Consider the following 17578-nt stretch of genomic DNA (forward strand, 5'->3'; position numbering starts at 1 on the left):
ATTGCTAAAAAAGTTTTTTTTGAAAAACTCAATTTACAACTAAAAATTATTTAAAATATCCAAGATCAATCATTTTTTGATAAATTTTAGCTACAGTTGCCCCTGAAGTAATATTTCTCCCACCATGCTCCAAAAGAACGGTAACTACATATTTTGGCTTAGAATAAGGAGCATAAGAAGTAAGCCACGCATGAGATCTAGTATAATACTCAAATTGTTTTTCATCGACCCTATTTTTATCTGTTTGTGAAAATCCCACAACCTGAGCGGTTCCTGTTTTTGCTGCAACTTTCACATCAAGATTATGCAAATAACGATAAGAGGTTCCTCCTTGCTCATTGGCAACGGCATACATTGCATCTCTTATATAAGGCAATTGACTCTTTTCAAATAAAGTAAAAATTTCTTTTTTATTTTCATCCATTTGATTTTCTATAGTTGTATTATTATTTTCTATGCTTTTTAAAAAATGAGGTATAACCTCTCCACCTTTTGCGATTTGAGCCGTATATCTAGCAATTTGCATAGGTGTTGCAAGAAAATTACCTTGACCTATGGCTGTATTTAAAGTATCACCTTGAAACCAAGATTGTCTATATCTTTGCATCTTCCATTCTTTGCTTGGTAAAGTTCCTACAAATTCACTAGGTAAATCTACCCCTGTTTTCGTTCCAAAGCCAATGCGAGATAAAGTTTCACTTATTTGATCGATTCCAACTTGCAAACTGCCATTATAAAAATAAACATCACAACTATATTTTATCGCATGTTTTAAATCCACAGGTCCATGGCCTGATCGATTCCAACATCTAAAAAACCTGCCTCCAAGCTCAATGCTTCCATTGCAAACATATTGAGTCGACGGGCTAATATTTTTAGAATTTAAAAAAGAAAGCCCTACTCCCATTTTTACAACAGAACCTGGAGGATAATATCCATTTATAAGTTTATTTGTAAAAGGATGATCAAGACTATTTGAAAGCTCATCCCAATCCTTAAAAGAAATCCCTGTTACAAAAGGATTAAGATCATATTCAGGGAAACTCCCTGCAGCTAAAATAGATCCATCATTTACATTCATAATTATAGCAGCTCCAGCATTCCCTTCAAACAATGAAGTTAAATAAGACTGAAGCTCTATATCTATCGTAAGTTCTATATCATTAGACATAGCAGGAGTGTAAGAAAGCTGTTCTACTTCTTGATTTAAGGCATTAACCTTATAAACCCTAGTTCCTTTTTCTCCTTGTAAAATATCATTATAATAGCGTTCTATACCGCTTTTTCCCGTATAGTTAGAAAGTTTTGCTATTTCATTTTCTTGAACATCTTGCAAATTTGCCTTACCTACATACCCAATAATATGCGAAGCCAATTTTCCAAAAGGATATTTTCTTTTTACAACAGGATCTATTTTTATTGTTTTATTAAGATTTAACTCTGAATAATGCGGAATAATCTCATCGTAGGGTATAAAATCTACAACTTTAATAAAATCTTGATTATAGTAAGAATCATTTCTCTTATAAATTTCTGCTAATTTACTAGCATTTAAATCGGGAAATAAATTTGTAAGTTCAGATAATTCTTTATCTAAAATTCCTTTATTTGACTTTTTAATACTTAAATAAGGTTTAATAGAAATACTAAAACCCAAATCATTAATAGCCAATAAAGTTCCATTTCTATCTGTAATTTGACCCCTAACAGGTGGTAAAAATTCAGTTTTTATGGCATTTTGTTTAGCAAGCTCTTCATAATATACATTTGATTTTATACTCAAATAATACACACGACTTAATAAAAATATAAAAAACAATAGTATAAATCCAACAACTAAACGCATTCTCATTTAAATTTTACCTTTAAAAAACACATAAGCTAAACAACATTCTATAAAAACTGAAACAATATACGCCCATCCTAAAATTTTAATTTTTTCATCTCCAATATAAGACAATATCATATCCAAAAACAAAATAATGCCGTAAGCACAAAGCACAAAAACAACAGGGATAAATTTACCAATTTTTAAATTTGTCTTAATCCAATCTGCACAAAGATAATAAAAAATAAAAAATGCCAACCAAGATGAAAAAATAAAAAAATTATAAGTTATATCAGTAAAAAATAAAAAAAATAAAGAAAAATACCATCTAAAATCAAGCTTTGAAAAAGTTCTCTCTCTCTCTTCTAATAAGCAAAACATATAACAGAAAAAAATCCCATAAAGTAACGGGGTATATACAAAAGTCGAACCAAGAATCTGATAAATTAGAAAAAAAAATCCTAAAAAGACATAAGCTCCATTAAATTTTGCTTTATAAGCACTTAAATTTCTTCTCATTTATCAAGACCTAAAGTTTGATTGATAATAATATCTTCTAAAGAATCAAGGCCAAATTTATTCAAATTTGAAACTAAAATAGAGTCTTTAAATTCATTTTTTAACTTAGCTTTTTCACTTTGATTTAATTTATCGCATTTGGTAAAAACTTTTAAAATTTTTTGATCAGGTCGTAAAAATCTTTTCAAATAGTCATTTAAATTTACATCGATCTCTAAATGAGTATGTCTTGAGTCGATTAAATGTATAAATAACTTTATCGAGGTTCTTAATTTTAAAAATTCATCTAAGTTTTGATTCCATATTTCTTTTAAATTTTTAGAAACCTTTGCATAACCAAACCCTGGCAAATCGATAAAATTGATATTAAATTTTTCTTCATTTCTTTTGCAAATTACTTCGAAAAAATTTATAAGCTGAGTTTTTCCAGGAGTTGCCGAACTTTTGGCTAAATTTTTTTGTTTACACAAAGAATTGATTAAAGAACTTTTTCCGACATTAGAACGCCCTAAAAATGCTACTTCACTAAAATTTGAGCTCAAATTCTCATCAAATTTCACTAAAGAAGTGATAAATTTAGCACTAATTATCATTTGTCTTTAAGGTCAAATACAAAACGAGCAGGTTTTTGATCCTTACTCTCCACTCGATAAATATTAGCTTTTCTATCGACTATTATTTTATCACCAAAAAGTTTTTGATTGCTTCCAAGCTCATTTATATAAGCATGACCATTAATCTCGTAAGTATCTTTAATAACATTATAAATAAATTTATCTCCACTACCTTTATAAGTTTTACCTTTTAAAACAATCTTAAACCTAGCATTTTGCATTGCTTCATAACGAATAGGTTTGCGATTTTTATCCGTATAAATAATCAATTTTTCAGAATTTAAAATATCATCACCTCTAATTACTTCTACATTTCCACTAAGAATACTTTCACCCTTATTTTCATCTGAGTAAAAATTTAAAGCTTTTACTTCAATTTGAGTTGCCCAAGTTACACTTACACAAGCTAACAATAAAATTATTTGTCTTGCAACCACGCATTTACTCCTTGGATATTTAAAATTTTGTTTTTTACATCATAGTTTAAAGCATTTCCGTTAATAATACTTCCATTAATTAGAGCTTTAAAATCAGTATTTATATATAGAACTTTATTCTTAGGTTCGTATTCTACCTCTTGGGAAATAATTTTGACATTATTAGCACCTATATAAGTAACATTTCCTTCAAATAAAACCTTGCTCATATCTTTATTAAAAAATTCTAAACGATTTGCACTAAGATTAAAATCTAAATTTAAAGTAATAAAATCATTAAATTCATCTCTATCTGCATATCTCACCCAAGAATTTGCCTTATAATATGCCTTAATTGTACTAGTATTACTCTCATAAGCTTTCAAATTTTTAGCCTCAATATTTTTAAAATTTAAAGCATTAGTTTGCAAATTCAAAGAATATGGATCTTGCAAACTTAAAATCGTAAAAGTAATTGTAAAAAGAGCAATTAAAATTCCAAAAATTTTTATAGCCAAAGCTTATTCCATTCTTCTTCTAGATGATTTTTTTCTACTAAAATTTCTATCATCTGTGCTACAGCAGCCTTACCACCTTTTTTGCTAAGCACTATGTCTACATTTAAATCTTTATGACCATCTTTTGGCTTAAAACTAAGTCCTACACTTTCAAGCAAAGCCTTATCGTTAAAATAATCCCCAATAGCCGCACACTGAGAAAAATCTAAATTAAGTTTTTGTAAAATTTCTTTTGCACAAGCTAACTTATCCTTGATGCCTTGATATAAAATTTCTATTTTTAAATCTTTAGCTCTTTTTTCAACACAAGGACAATTTCTACCTGTAATAATAGCAATTTTTTTACCAAGCTTTAGCCAAGCCTCGATAGCTGCTCCATCTTTTACATCAAATTCTTTAATAAATTCTCCATTAGAAGTATAAATAATTTTTCCATCAGTTAAACAGCCATCTACATCCAAAAAAATCAATTCTGTCATAATTTCTACTCTCTTACAACAAATGCACCTGCAAATGCACCACTTGCAGCAAAATCCCTTGCTTCATCTTCACTTCTAAAGCCTGTTAAGAAAACGCGATTTAACCCATCCACTGAACTTGTGCGTATAGTAGAGCTATAAGTTCTATAAGTTTTATATCTTGCTGCTATCGTTTGTGCTCCAGCTGGGTTTTTAAAGGCTCCAATTTGAACCATGAAATTTCCACCTTCATAAATTTGTCCATTATTTGCAATCTCTCCACTATTTCCATAGTTTACATTAGAATGTACAATATTATTACCCGAATTACTTGATCCAAACCCTATAACCTCAAGCCTTACTGGAGCTGTTCCTGAAGCAATCATATCAATTTGACTAGCAGCTCCTTTTGATAAATCTATAATACGATTATTTACAAAAGGACCTCTATCATTCACACGAACGGTAACTTGACGATTGTTATTTAGATTGGTTACTTTTAAGATGGTATTCATAGGTAAAGTTTTATGAGCCGCGGTTAAAGCATTTTGATTATAGGTTTCGCCATTAGAGGTTTTCTTGCCGTGAAAGCCTGGCCCATACCAACTCGCAATACCATCAGCAGTTTCGCCTACTGCTACAACAGTAGGATAATAAGTTTTACCATTGATAGTATAAGGCTTCATCGTTCCTTTAGTCCCTGAAGAACTAGGACTGCTTTTAAAATCATTTGAAGGATAATACACTTGAGCATTATCCAAGCTAGAAAAAAAACTAGTGCCTAAACAACCACTAAAAAATAAAGCCCCTAGACTAACGGCTGACAACTTTAGTGTAATTGTTTTTATTTGCATTTTTATTCTCCTTGATTGGTATAATTAATTTTTGATTAATACTAAGATGATTTTTTGCTATTTTATTGAATTCTCGAATTTCATCAACACTTATATTATAATTTTTTGCTATTTTATATAAAGAGTCACCAGACTTAACGGTATAAGTTCTTGTCATAGGTATAGTTGTATCAACCTTCGCAAGTTTTTCTGCTTTAAAATTTTTATCAAAAAATGCTACTTTATTAAGTGGTATATACATATAATACCCTTTACCAGGAGGCGTAAAATTATGTTTAAATTGTGGATTATATTTCTTAAAAGTTGCAAGATCCATATTTAAATTTTTAGCTATTTCTTTTAAAGATGCAGAAGAAGGCACATCAACTTTTGCAAATTCATTGCTTAAAGCATAATTCATTAAAGACGCATCTTTATCTAGTAAAAAATCCCTATCATTAGCTAAAAAAGCAAGCGTTAAAATCTTTCTTATAAAATTTCTAGTTTCTAAAGAAAGATATTTCTTATCAGGGTTCAATAAAACACTTAAATCATCACTTCCTGCTTGCTTGATAGCTTGTCTTAGCTTGCCATTTCCGCAATTATAAGCTAAAAGTGCTAAATACCATTTGCCAAATTCTTCTTTTAACTCTTTTAAATAATTTGTAGCGGCATAAGTTGACTTGACTGGATCACGCCTTTCATCAACATAAGCATCGATTCTTAAACCCAAATTTCTAGCTGTTGGTTGCATAAATTGCCAAACCCCTACAGCCTTGGCATTAGAAACGCTATGAGTTTTCAAGCCTGATTCAACCATAGCTAGATACAAAATCTCATCAGGAACTTCCTGCTGGGCTAAAATTTTTCTTATCATAGGAGTAACTTTTGAAAAATTTTGCATACTATCTATTAAAGTTTGAGCATGTTTTGATTTTATATCTTGTTGAGTTTGCACAAAAATCAAATCACTGATAAAACTTGGATTAATATCTAAATTTCTTAAAACATTCATTTGTCTTTCATAAAATTCAGGAGTATTAATTTGTGCAAAAAGAAAATTAAAACATATTAAAAAACACAATAAAATTTTTTTCATTAATAACCTTTAAAAAATAATTTTTCAGAATTGTTAAAACAAATTTCTAGAAGTTCTTTTCTTGATAAATTCAATACTTCACACATTTTGTTTGCTACAAATTGAGTTAACAAAGGTTCATTTCTTTTACCGCGATAAGGCTCTGGAGTAAGATATGGAGCATCAGTTTCAAGTAGTAGTCTATCTTTTGGAATTTTAGGTAAAATTTCAACTAATTTCTTAGCATTTTTAAAAGTTAAAACTCCCCCAATACCAAAATAAAATCCATCTTCAAAAAGAGTTAGCAAATGTTCGCTTGCATTAAAGCAGTGTAAAACTCCTCCTACAAGATCCTTAGAATACCCATGTAAAATCTCATAGGTATCATGATTTGCTTCTCTTGAGTGAATGATAACAGGTTTTTTAAATTCAATAGCAAGTTCAAGCTGTGCGATAAAAATCTTTTTTTGATTTTCTTTTTCTTTTTGAATTTCTTCAGCAAGATCACTTTTAAAACGAAAATAATCAAGCCCACATTCACCTACAGCTACACATTTTTCATCGCATAAATACTGCCTTAAAATTTTCTCATCATAATTATCAATTTCATAAGGATGCACCCCTGCTGCAAAAAAAATATTTTTATATTTATGAGCAATTGTAGCTGCATAGGGCAAATCTTTTATATCAGCACCAGGTATGATGATTTTCTCTATACCATTTTTAAAAGCACGATTTAAAGTTTCATCTAAATCATCTTTAAATGCTTCACTGTCTAGATGGCAATGTGTATCAACAATCCTTAAACCATCTTGAAAATCAAGATTTAAGAACATACTTCAACTCTATCCTTGCCATTATCTTTTGCTTGAGACAATATTTTACTTGCTTTATCAACCAAAGAATCAATCTTATCTCCACTTTTTCCAAAAACCACGCCTATAGAAGCTGTAAAAAAGACTTCATCTAAATTAACCAAAACACCAGCCTTTTTTATATTTACTCGTATACGAGAAAAGATTTTAATCGCTCTTTCTTGAGATATATTTTTAAGTAAAATACAAATTTTTTCTGCACTATATCTACCTACAAGATCTCTTCCTTTAGTTTCATTAACTATTTCATTGGCGCAGATTTTAATTACTTCATCACCAACTTCACGGCCGTATTCATCGTTAATCATTTGAAGATTATCTATATCTAAGAAAGCAAAAGCAAATTCCTCGTCTTTTGTTGCTATTTCGTTAAAATAATCATCTATTCCATCGATTAAAGCATTATAATTTTTAACCCCAGATACAGGATCTAAAACATTATAAGTGCTTAAAAATTTTTTATCATCCATGTAAGATAAACAACGATCTAAGCGACAATTAAAACTTTCTTTGCTTAAAGGCTTAAACAAATACTCATTAACTCCATTTTTAAAAGAATTCGCTTCAAATGAATCATTATGATCCCCCAAAAGAATCACACCTAATTCATCGTCACTAAAACGTTCTCTTACTTGAGTCAAAAGCTCAAAACCGCTAATTACTGGCATATTGACATCTGCTATAATAAGCTTAACATCATTATTATCATTTAAATAACTCATTGCTTCTTCACCATGAGCTGCAGCTAAAACATTAAATTGTCTTTGAGTAAGTATTTTTTTAATTTCATTACGTTCAGGTAGCTTGCTCATAGCTAAAATCACTTTAGTTTTTGCATATTGATTAAGTTTTACAATAGAACTAATAATCTCATCAATGCAAGTTTCACTTTCTTTAAAAATATAATCTAATATATCTTTATCCATAAATTTTTCTTTAGTAGCCTTATCACCACTAGCCGTAAGAACAATAGCAGGAATTTTCTTTTCTATAACATAATCCACAACTTCACCATTTGGGGCATCTGGCAAGCATAAATCCACAAAAGCTAAAAAATAATCATTATTCATTAACTCCTTAGCTTCAGCAAAACCAAAAGCAATATCTACCTCATAGTCTAAAGTCATTTGAATTTTTTTAGCCAAAAGTTTGCCGAGCATTTTATTGTCATCAATAATTAAAATTTTCTTATTCATAGTGTGTAAAATACCTTTATATCTAAAATTTTTTATTATATTTGTTTCAAAAGAAAGGAAATTTTTATAGTTATATATTTTAACATAGCAAAATAAAAAATCCGCTTAATTCTTAAATAAGCTCTTAGCAAATTCGATCGCTTCATCACTAACAAGCTCTCCACTTACCATCCTAGCAAGTTCTTTAATTCTTTCTTCTTGATCAAGCTTTTTTACCTTACTTTCTTCACCATTTTTTTCAACTAAAAAATGATTATGTGCCTTAGAGGAAAGTTGAGGCAAATGAGAAATAGCAAAAATTTGATAAAACTTAGAAAGTTCCTCTAAAACCTTAGCTATACTCATAGCCTCTTTTCCGCTTAAATTTGCATCAATTTCATCTAAAAATAATATCCCTTTGCCTGTATTTAAAATATTACATTCTGTGGCTATAAAAGCAAGTCTTAAGCGATTTAATTCACCCGAACTTAAATTTTTTAAATGAGCTAAATTAATATCTAGCATTATCTCATCTTTGCCTAAAATTGAAATTTTTTCATTTTCTTTAAGCGTCAAACTTGCATCTTTCATATAAAGATCTTTAAGATAATTATTTAAACATTTTTCTAATTTTTTAAGGTTTTTCTTTCTTGTTTGAGTTAAAATTTGTGCTTTTTCTTCTAATTTTTGTTTTAATTCTTGAAATTTTTTTTCAAGTTCTTTTTTTTCAAAACTTAAATTTTCATAATGCTCTAGCTCATATTTTTTTTGTTTTAAAACTTCTAAAGCATTTTCTATGCTTTCATAACGCTTGATAAGATAGGATAAATTTTCAATGCGATCTAAAAGCGCCTCCACATCAAAATCCAAATCTTCCATTTTTTGATTTTCGCAAATCACACGCAATTCATTCAAACATTCACTAAAAAAACTCGCATCAACTTCGCTTAAATTTAAAGCTTCAATAACAACTTTTTCAAGCTCAAAAATACGCTCTGCCTTACTCCAAGCTTCTTCTAATTTATCTTTTTTAGAAAGCTTTTTTTTAAGTATTAAAAGCTCTTCATGCTCACCTATTTTAGGATTAATGCTTGAAATTTTTTCAATTTGCGCTCTAGCTAGTTCTTTTAATTCTTCTACTTTTTTTTCTTCTTCTAAAATTGCATTAAGCTCATTAGAAATTTGACTATAAGCATTAAAATCTTTTTTAAAATCTTCTAAAAAGGAAACAAAATTTGTATTTTCTTGCATCTCCAAGGCATCTAAGAGATTTAAAAATTTTTCATTTCCAAATTCGTTATTTTCCTTTGCGCTTAAATACTTAATAAAAGTTTTACTTAAATTTTGCAAACTTTTTTTCGCTATGCTTTGATTGTTAATAAAATATTTTGTGTTTTTTTCTTTTAAAAGCTTAAAAACATTCTCCTCTTCACTTTCTATACCAAAACTTTCTAAATCCAACTTATCATCTAGTTCTATTTCGACAATTTTAGCCTCACTTTCACTCAAAGAAAATGCGGATAAAATTCCTTTAAACAAAACTGATTTTCCAGCTCCACTTAGCCCCGTAAAAACGGTAAGCCCTTTAGAAATTTCAAGTTCAGCCTTTTTAAAACCAAGATTTTCTTTCATAAAAATTCTATTTATCATCAATTTCCCCAGTGTAATTTTTCTTTTAAAATTTGAAAATAATCCCTATTTTTTGGGTGAATTAAAGCCACATTTTTATCACTTAAACCCACTTTTATACTTTTAAAATCATTCATTTTATAATTTTCTTGCCCATCAATGCAAAGTATACAATCCTTTGCCATAATCTCTATTTCAAAACCTTTTGGTAAGACAATAGGGCGTTGTGTTAAAGAATGAGAACAAACAGGAGTTAAGATAAAAGCTTGAGCTAAAGTATAAACTATGGGCCCATTTGCACTTAAATTATAAGCTGTTGAACCCGCAGGAGTTGCAACAATAAGCCCATCTCCAAAATATTCATTAAATTTCTTTTCTTTTCTAAAAACTTCTATATGAGCCATAGAAGCTTGATTGTTTTTACTGATGACCACATCGTTAAAAGCTAATTTTTCTAAAATTTTTCCTTGCTTATCTTCTAAAAAAACACTTAACAAATAAGGCTTTTCTATTCTAAATTCTCCTTGAAAAAAAGCTTGAAAAAAATTTTCAGCTTCATCAACTTTAAAATCTGTTAAAAAACCTAAATGTCCAGCATGAATTCCTAAAACTGCTTTATCATATTCACAAGCTTTACGGCATAAAGAAATCAAAGTTCCATCTCCACCTAAAGAAATAACAAAATCGGATATTTTAAACAAATCATCCAATCCATACTTTGGCAAATCTAAAATTTCAGAACTTTCTTTAAGCAATACAAGTTCAACTTTATATATAGATAAAATCGATTGAAGTTTTAAAATTTCCTTATCTAAACTCACATTGGGTCGCGTAACAAGTCCAATTTTTTTAATATTTTTATAATCTATTTTATTTTGCATAAAAAATTATATCAAATCTTAGCAAAGCAAAAGAATAAAAATACTATAATTTTGCTCATTATCTTAAAAAATCTTTTTCAAGGAATAAATTTGCGAAGTCATTATAATACAGACTTGGGAATTTCCCATGTTGGTCAAAGCGTTAAACTTTGCGGTTGGGTAAATAGCTACCGCGATCATGGTGGAGTTATTTTTATAGATTTAAGAGATAGAAGTGGTATTATCCAACTTGTTTGTGATCCAAATGATAGCAAAGAAGCTCATGAAATCGCTTCCAATGCAAGAAATGAATTTGTACTTATTGCAGAAGGCACTATTCGTCCGCGTGGCGAAGGACTTATAAATCCTAAATTAAAAACAGGAGAAATCGAAGTAGTTGTTTCTAAACTTACCATAGAAAATGAAAGTGCCGTACCTCCTTTTGCTATCGCTGATGAAAGTGTAAATGAAGAATTACGCTTAAAATATCGCTTTTTAGATTTAAGAAATCCTAAACTTTATGAAAATTTTGCCTTGCGTTCTAAAGCTTGTATAGCAGCTAGAAATTCTTTGGCAAATATGGGATTTTTAGAAGTTGAAACCCCTATTCTTACCAAAGCTACTCCCGAAGGCGCAAGAGATTATCTCGTGCCTTCTCGTGTGCATCAGGGTGAATTTTATGCTCTTCCACAAAGCCCTCAGCTTTTCAAACAACTTTTAATGTGTAGCGGTTTTGATCGTTATTTTCAAATCGCAAAATGTTTTAGAGATGAAGATTTAAGAGCTGATCGCCAACCCGAATTCACACAAATTGATATTGAAATGAGTTTTTGCGAACAAAAAGATGTAATCAATGTAGCTGAAACTTTTTTAAAAGATATTTTCAAAGCTTGCGGCAAAGAAATTCAAACCCCTTTTAGACAAATGCAATACAAAGACGCTATGGAAAATTATGGCTCTGATAAGCCGGATTTAAGATTTAATCTTAAATTTATTGATGTGATTGATATTTTCGCTAAGTCAAATAATGAAATTTTTGCAAATATTGCCAAAGATACAAAGAAAAATCGCATCAAAGCCATACGCGTTCCAAAAGGCGATACTATTTTTTCAAAAAGACAAATGCAAAGATTTGAAGAATTTGTGCGTAAATTTGGCGCCCAAGGCTTAGCTTTCATACAAGTTAAAGAAGATGGGCTTAAAGGTCCACTTTGCAAATTCTTTAGCGAAGAAGATTTAAATGAGCTAAGCAAACGCTGTGAGCTTGAAGTAGGAGATGTGGTATTTTTCGGTGCAGGAGCTAAAAAAACCGTGCTTGATTATATGGGAAGATTTAGAATTTTCTTAGCCAACGAGTTAAAACTTATAGATCCAAATGCCTTGGAATTCTTATGGGTTGTTGATTTTCCTATGTTTGAGCAAAATGATGACGGAAGTTATTCTGCGATGCACCATCCTTTTACCATGCCAAAAAATATTGATGAGACTGATTTAGAAGAAATTTCATCTATTGCTTATGATGTAGTGTTAAATGGCGTTGAGCTAGGTGGAGGTAGTATAAGAATCCATAAAAATGATATTCAACAAAAAGTATTTAAACTTTTAAATATCGATGAAGAACAACAAAAAGAAAAATTTGGCTTCTTGCTTGATGCTTTAAGTTTTGGTGCTCCACCACATGGAGGTATCGCTATAGGACTTGATAGACTCATCATGCTAGTTACAGGAGCAAACAACATAAGAGAGGTTATAGCCTTTCCAAAAACCCAAAGAGCGCAATGCTTAATGACAGATGCACCATCGCCTGCTAGCAATGAAGCAATGAGAGAATTAGGAATCAAATTAAGGGAGAATATAAAATGAAAGAATTGTTTTTAATCATAGGTGCACCAGGTAGTGGAAAAACTACCGATGCTAGTTTAATCGCACAAGCAGATGCGACAAATATTACACACTATTCAACAGGAGATCTTTTAAGAGCTGAAGTAGCAAGTGGGAGCGAGCTTGGAAAAACTATAGATAGTTTTATCTCCAAAGGCAATCTTGTTCCTTTAGATGTTGTTATAAATACTATAGTTTGTGCTCTAAAAGCTGCTCCAACTAAAACTATCATCATCGATGGCTATCCAAGAAGCGTAGAGCAAATGATGGAATTTGATAAGGTTTTAAGTGAGCAAAATGAAATTTGTCTTAAAGGCGTCATAGAAGTAAGAGTAAGCGAAGAAGTTGCCAAAGAAAGAGTTTTAGGCAGAAATCGCGGCACAGATGATAATGAAGAAGTGTTTTACAATAGAATGAAAGTTTATACAGAACCTTTAAATGAAATTTTAGATTTTTATCAAAAGAAAAAACTTCATTTTATTATCGATGGAGAGCGCGCTATCGAACCTATCGTTGCAGACATGAAAGAACTGATTAAAAAAATTCAAAGTATATAAGGAGAAAAAATGAATTTAAACAAAATCAAAATCGGAGATATTCCAAATAAAATCAATGCCGTAATTGAAATTCCATATGGCTCAAATATAAAATACGAAATCGATAAAGATAGCGGTGCTATTATGGTAGATCGCGTTATGGCTAGCGCGATGTTTTACCCAGCAAACTATGGTTTTATTGCTAATACTTTGGCTGATGATGGTGATCCTGTAGATATTTTAGTGCTTAATGAATATCCTATCCAAGCTGGAGCTGTGATTCCTTGTCGCTTAATCGGTGTTTTAATCATGGAAGATGAAAGTGGAATGGACGAAAAACTTCTTGCAGTTCCAAATTCAAAAATAGATGCGAGATATGATAATATAAAAACTTATACAGACTTACCACAGGCAACTTTGAATAAAATCAAAAACTTCTTTGAAACTTATAAAATTTTAGAACCAAATAAATGGGTTAAAGTGCAAGACTTCAAAGATGAAAAAGCCGCAATTGAAATTTTAGAAAAAGCAATCAAAAACTATAAATAATCTTAGCCCTTTCAAAGGGCTAAGATTAAGGAAAACTCGCAATGAAAAATATCATTTTAGGTGGTGGTTGTTTTTGGTGTATTGAAGCCGTATTTGAACGTCTAAAAGGTGTAATCAATACTGAAGTTGGATATAGCGGAGGAAAACCAAATCCTAGCTATGAAAGCGTGTGTAATGGTGATGGTAACATAGAAGTTGTCAAAATAAATTACGATGAAAAACAAATCTCTCTTCTTGAAATCCTAATACTCTTTTTTAAAATTCATGATCCAACAAGTATAGATAAACAAGGTGAAGATATTGGCATACAATATCGCTCAATAATATTTTACGAAAATGAAGAAGATAAAATTTTAGCTCAAAATTTCATTGAAGAACAGCAAAAAATATTTAGTAAAAAAATAGTTACTAAAATTTCAAGATTGCAAACTTACTATAAAGCTGAAAACTATCATCAACATTATTTTATAAATAATCCCGATCAAGGATATTGTCAAGCTGTAATAGCTCCAAAACTGCAAAAAATACAATCAGACTAATTTCATCTTTTTAAGGTTAAAAAAAATTCAACTTTATTCACAGCCTTTTCACGCTGTGATTTTCTTTTCAAAGTACTTAAAAATAGAACTTTAAGCTTTAAAATAAAGAAAAAATTATTTATTGTTTTTTAAGTTTTTTTATGAATTTGTATTTAAATGTGAATAATTTTATTAATTAACATAATTTCCTAAGTTTAGCTATGAAAAATCCATCATAGTCTAAGCTTGGTAAAATCCGTCTGCATTTTGAAATTTCAGCAAATTCTTCACTTTGCCCTGCTTTAGCCTCAACATTTTCCAAATCAATATCTAAAAGCTCTAATTTAAACTCACTTTTTAAAGCATTCTCTATCACTTCTTCATTTTCTTCTTTGGTAAAGGTGCAAGTACTATATACAAGCTCTCCACCTATTTTTAATGCCTTTAAAGCAGAATGTAGAAGTTTTTTTTGAGTTTTTGCAATATTTTTGATTTCTTTATAACTTTTTTCCAAATCAAAACCTATTTTAGCAAAAGTCGAACAAGGTGCATCAAGTAAGATTTTATCAAATTTTAAAGGACATAAATTGCCTATATTTTTACCATCTTTCATAAAAACTTTAGCATTCACGCCGTAATTTTTAAGATTTTTTTGCAAAATAAAAAATCTATCCCTACTCATCTCATTGCAAGCTAAATAACCTGTATTTTGCATAAAATTTGCAAGATTGATACTTTTACCACCCGGAGCTGCACACATATCAAGAACCCTTTGCCCTGCTTTGACTTCTAAATTTAAAGCACACAAATAAGAAGAATAATTTTGTATATAAAAGTGCGCCTCATTAAAAACTTTCATAGAACTTAAGATAGCCTTATCTTTGGCATCAAACAAATAACAATAAGCATTGATCTTTTTAAATTTTAATTTTTGTTTTAAAAATTCTTTTTCTAATTCTTCAATGCTAATTTTTAAAGTATTTGTAAATACACAAACATTTTTTTCTTGAGTAAAAGAAGATAAAATATTTTGCATTTCATCTTTGGTATAAAGTTTTTCTATTCTAGAGAGCAAAATAATCCTTTATCATGATAAAAGCGGATAAGGAGTCTAATTTACCATCTTTTTTGCGTGTATTGGCTACGCCGTATCCTAAAGCTTCTTTGCTTGTTCCGCTTTCATCTACAAAGCAAATTTCTTTATCAAATTCAAGCAAAGAAACAAAATGCTTAATGCGTCTTGTCATTTCTTCTTCACTTGATCCACCCTTAGGAATGCCTACAATGAGTAAAGAAATCTCATGTATTTTAAGTAAATTTTTGATTTCATTAGCGGCTTGATTGCGATTTTTTCTTAAAACTGCATCTAAAGGCAAAGCGATCTTTTTATCTATGCAAAGCGCTACACCTATGCGTTTTAAACCTACATCTAAAGCCAAAGCTCTCATGCTAAAACCCTTATAAAAAGCCCTTCTATGGAAATTTTTCCCTCAAGTTCATATTCATAAACTTTTTGTCCATAAATTTTTAAAGCCTCATCAACACTCACACCTTTTTTACAAAACTCTAAAAACTCATCTTGATTTATATCTATACTTGCAAACTCACTTACAAATTCTTTAAAATCACAAATTAACTTTGCTTTATTTTCCTTTAAAAGAAAATTAGTTCCTGTGCTTTCTTCTAGTCTTTGTGGTAAAACATATAAAGGTTTATTGAGTTCTAAAGCAAGTTTTGTACTCTGCATAGAACCACTTTTTATATCTGCTTGTGCAACCACAACGGCCTTACTTAAAGCAATAACCAAACGATTTCTTAGTAAAAAATCATAATTTTTTGGCAAATAATCATCTTCGTATTCACTTAAAGCTAAAGCATTTTCATAAATTTGTTTAATGATTTTTTCATTAGTTCTTGGATAAATTTGATCTAAACCATTGGCAAAAATACCTATAGTATTTGGCATAGCTGCCATACTTGCGGTGATATCCACACCCAAAGCACCGCCACTTACCACGCAAAGATGAGCATTTTTAAGCATACTCGCTAAGGAAAAAACACAATTTTTCGTATAAACACTCATACGCCTTGAACCTATAATAGCGATTTTATCTTGTTTTAATAAAGATAAATTTCCTTTATAGTGTAATTTTTTAGGAGGCTTTTTTAAATCTTGAAAAAGCTCTAAAAATTCATCAGGCAAAATTTCACTTGCCATAAATTTCACTCAAATACACAAGATCAACGCTTTTTAACAAATCTTTACTTTGCTCTAAAGCTTTAAAAGTATTTTTTCTAGGATGTCCTATGGCTATAACAAAACCTTTTTTTTGTGTAAGTTTTACCGCACTTTCAAGTTGTTTTTTAACATAATTAACATCATCTTCATTATCCAAAAACACATCTCTTTGTATATAAGGAACATTTAACTCTTTGGCTATTTTATTTGCTTTAGAATTTCCTATAGTTTTAGAATCTACAAAAAATATATTTTGATTTTTTAAAACCTCATAAAGCTTTCTCATAGCTTCTTCATTGCTTGTAAATAAACTTCCCGTGTGATTATTGATGTATCTTAAATCCTTAAAATCTTTTTTAATTTGCTTGATTTTTTTAAAAATTCTTTCTTTGCTATCATTTGGATTTAAAGTATCAAGCTCAGGTTTATTGTAATTAATCGCTGCTAAAGGTAAATGCACCATATAAAAATCAAATTTTAAAGCAAGTTTTGGCGTTTCGCTATGGTTTTTATCTGGCGGAAAAAAAGAAGGATTTAACTTTAAATTTAAAGCTTTTAAACCTCTAACCTGACTTGCATTTGCCATATCATCGATAATAATAGCAAGTTTTGGTTTTTTAGAAATTTTATTTAAATGAATATCTTCATTAAAAGTTAAATTTTGATCTTGGGTTAAATTTGTATCTTTTAGAATAAAATTTTGTTCTAAACTCTGATTTTGCTCTAAACTTAAATTCTGCTCCACACTGCTTAAATTTTGCTCATTTAAACTTGTATTTAAATCATCAATTTCTTGAATTTTTTGCTCTAAAATACTTACAGATTTATTATTATCAAACTCATTCTCTTGAAAAATACCAATTTCATAATGATCTTTATTTAATGAAATTAAATCTTCTTGCTTATCAATAAAATAATCCGGCTTAACAGAAGAAACATCTTGGGAATTTTGATATTTTACTAAAATTCCCAAAGCTAAAGCTATGCAAAGTAAAAAAAGTATAGCTATGATTAAATAACGCTGAATTTGAACTAATTTTTTCTTTGACAAT

At 29.7% G+C, this 17578-nt stretch carries 20 protein-coding genes; 4 read left to right on the forward strand and 16 right to left on the reverse strand.

Annotated features, from left to right (window positions below; all coding sequences use genetic code 11):
* Positions 1-46 precede the first annotated feature (46 nt).
* From mrdA to AJ882_RS05570, 12 genes are all read right to left on the reverse strand, one after another.
* The gene (gene mrdA / locus AJ882_RS05515) at positions 47-1852 is read right to left on the reverse strand and encodes a penicillin-binding protein 2 (protein WP_014517206.1); all 1806 of its coding nucleotides are present in this window, start codon (positions 1850-1852) and stop codon (positions 47-49) included.
* Entirely contained in the window at positions 1853-2347 is a 495-nt protein-coding gene (locus tag AJ882_RS05520) for a membrane protein (protein WP_002852364.1), read from the reverse strand.
* Complete coding sequence (gene yihA, locus AJ882_RS05525; RefSeq protein WP_002867727.1) at positions 2344-2940, reverse strand: ribosome biogenesis GTP-binding protein YihA/YsxC; 597 nt, start codon at positions 2938-2940, stop codon at positions 2344-2346. The genes AJ882_RS05520 and yihA overlap by 4 nt, the downstream gene beginning before the upstream one ends.
* A complete protein-coding gene (locus AJ882_RS05530) occupies positions 2937-3398 on the reverse strand; it encodes an LptA/OstA family protein (RefSeq protein ID WP_002859586.1) in 462 nt (153 codons plus the stop codon). Before AJ882_RS05530 ends, yihA begins: the two co-directional genes overlap by 4 nt.
* Positions 3380-3895 (reverse strand): hypothetical protein, encoded by a 516-nt coding sequence (locus AJ882_RS05535; RefSeq protein WP_014517205.1) that lies wholly within the window; start codon positions 3893-3895, stop codon positions 3380-3382. Before AJ882_RS05535 ends, AJ882_RS05530 begins: the two co-directional genes overlap by 19 nt.
* Entirely contained in the window at positions 3886-4374 is a 489-nt protein-coding gene (locus AJ882_RS05540; protein ID WP_002866504.1) for an HAD-IIIA family hydrolase, read from the reverse strand. The genes AJ882_RS05535 and AJ882_RS05540 overlap by 10 nt, the downstream gene beginning before the upstream one ends.
* Positions 4375-4379: 5 nt before the next feature.
* Complete coding sequence (locus AJ882_RS05545; RefSeq protein ID WP_002852227.1) at positions 4380-5207, reverse strand: septal ring lytic transglycosylase RlpA family protein; 828 nt, start codon at positions 5205-5207, stop codon at positions 4380-4382.
* Positions 5167-6285 carry a lytic transglycosylase domain-containing protein gene (locus tag AJ882_RS05550; protein WP_002852087.1) on the reverse strand — a complete coding sequence of 373 codons (1119 nt, stop codon included), beginning with the start codon at positions 6283-6285 and terminating at the stop codon, positions 5167-5169. Before AJ882_RS05550 ends, AJ882_RS05545 begins: the two co-directional genes overlap by 41 nt.
* Positions 6285-7100 (reverse strand): TatD family hydrolase, encoded by an 816-nt coding sequence (locus tag AJ882_RS05555; RefSeq protein WP_002852210.1) that lies wholly within the window; start codon positions 7098-7100, stop codon positions 6285-6287. The genes AJ882_RS05550 and AJ882_RS05555 overlap by 1 nt, the downstream gene beginning before the upstream one ends.
* Positions 7091-8335, reverse strand: coding sequence for a bile resistance response regulator CbrR (cbrR, locus tag AJ882_RS05560; RefSeq protein WP_002852330.1), 1245 nt, complete (start codon positions 8333-8335; stop codon positions 7091-7093). Before cbrR ends, AJ882_RS05555 begins: the two co-directional genes overlap by 10 nt.
* A 105-nt stretch (positions 8336-8440) precedes the next feature.
* Positions 8441-9964, reverse strand: a complete 1524-nt coding sequence (locus AJ882_RS05565) for an AAA family ATPase (RefSeq protein WP_011049751.1) — start codon at positions 9962-9964, stop codon at positions 8441-8443.
* The gene (locus AJ882_RS05570) at positions 9964-10824 is read right to left on the reverse strand and encodes an NAD(+) kinase (protein WP_002852365.1); all 861 of its coding nucleotides are present in this window, start codon (positions 10822-10824) and stop codon (positions 9964-9966) included. The genes AJ882_RS05565 and AJ882_RS05570 overlap by 1 nt, the downstream gene beginning before the upstream one ends.
* A gap of 90 nt (positions 10825-10914) precedes the next feature.
* Here AJ882_RS05570 and aspS point away from each other — a divergent pair, with 90 nt between their 5' ends.
* The 4 genes from aspS to msrA are packed head-to-tail and all read left to right on the forward strand — an operon-like array spanning position 10915 to position 14308.
* Positions 10915-12666, forward strand: a complete 1752-nt coding sequence (gene aspS, locus AJ882_RS05575) for an aspartate--tRNA ligase (RefSeq protein WP_011049750.1) — start codon at positions 10915-10917, stop codon at positions 12664-12666.
* Positions 12663-13241: an adenylate kinase gene (locus tag AJ882_RS05580; protein ID WP_011049749.1), complete on the forward strand. Its 579-nt coding sequence runs from the start codon at positions 12663-12665 to the stop codon at positions 13239-13241. Before aspS ends, AJ882_RS05580 begins: the two co-directional genes overlap by 4 nt.
* A 9-nt stretch (positions 13242-13250) precedes the next feature.
* The gene (gene ppa / locus AJ882_RS05585; RefSeq protein WP_002867724.1) at positions 13251-13769 is read left to right on the forward strand and encodes an inorganic diphosphatase; all 519 of its coding nucleotides are present in this window, start codon (positions 13251-13253) and stop codon (positions 13767-13769) included.
* A 41-nt stretch (positions 13770-13810) separates the two neighbouring features.
* Positions 13811-14308 (forward strand): peptide-methionine (S)-S-oxide reductase MsrA, encoded by a 498-nt coding sequence (msrA, locus tag AJ882_RS05590; RefSeq protein WP_002852283.1) that lies wholly within the window; start codon positions 13811-13813, stop codon positions 14306-14308.
* Positions 14309-14483: 175 nt separating this feature from the next.
* Here msrA and AJ882_RS05595 read toward each other — a convergent pair whose 3' ends face one another.
* Genes AJ882_RS05595 through AJ882_RS05610 form a run of 4 tightly spaced genes read right to left on the reverse strand, consistent with a single transcriptional unit; the run spans position 14484 to position 17577 of the window.
* Complete coding sequence (locus tag AJ882_RS05595; RefSeq protein WP_011049748.1) at positions 14484-15323, reverse strand: RsmB/NOP family class I SAM-dependent RNA methyltransferase; 840 nt, start codon at positions 15321-15323, stop codon at positions 14484-14486.
* A 28-nt stretch (positions 15324-15351) separates the two neighbouring features.
* The gene (ruvX, locus tag AJ882_RS05600; RefSeq protein WP_002852281.1) at positions 15352-15735 is read right to left on the reverse strand and encodes a Holliday junction resolvase RuvX; all 384 of its coding nucleotides are present in this window, start codon (positions 15733-15735) and stop codon (positions 15352-15354) included.
* The gene (locus AJ882_RS05605; RefSeq protein WP_002867721.1) at positions 15732-16505 is read right to left on the reverse strand and encodes a DNA-processing protein DprA; all 774 of its coding nucleotides are present in this window, start codon (positions 16503-16505) and stop codon (positions 15732-15734) included. Before AJ882_RS05605 ends, ruvX begins: the two co-directional genes overlap by 4 nt.
* The gene (locus tag AJ882_RS05610) at positions 16495-17577 is read right to left on the reverse strand and encodes a divergent polysaccharide deacetylase family protein (protein WP_002859983.1); all 1083 of its coding nucleotides are present in this window, start codon (positions 17575-17577) and stop codon (positions 16495-16497) included. The genes AJ882_RS05605 and AJ882_RS05610 overlap by 11 nt, the downstream gene beginning before the upstream one ends.
* Position 17578: the final 1 nt, after the last annotated feature.

The sequence above is a fragment of the Campylobacter sp. BCW_6461 genome, assembly GCF_001762735.1.
Taxonomy (GTDB): domain Bacteria; phylum Campylobacterota; class Campylobacteria; order Campylobacterales; family Campylobacteraceae; genus Campylobacter_D; species Campylobacter_D jejuni.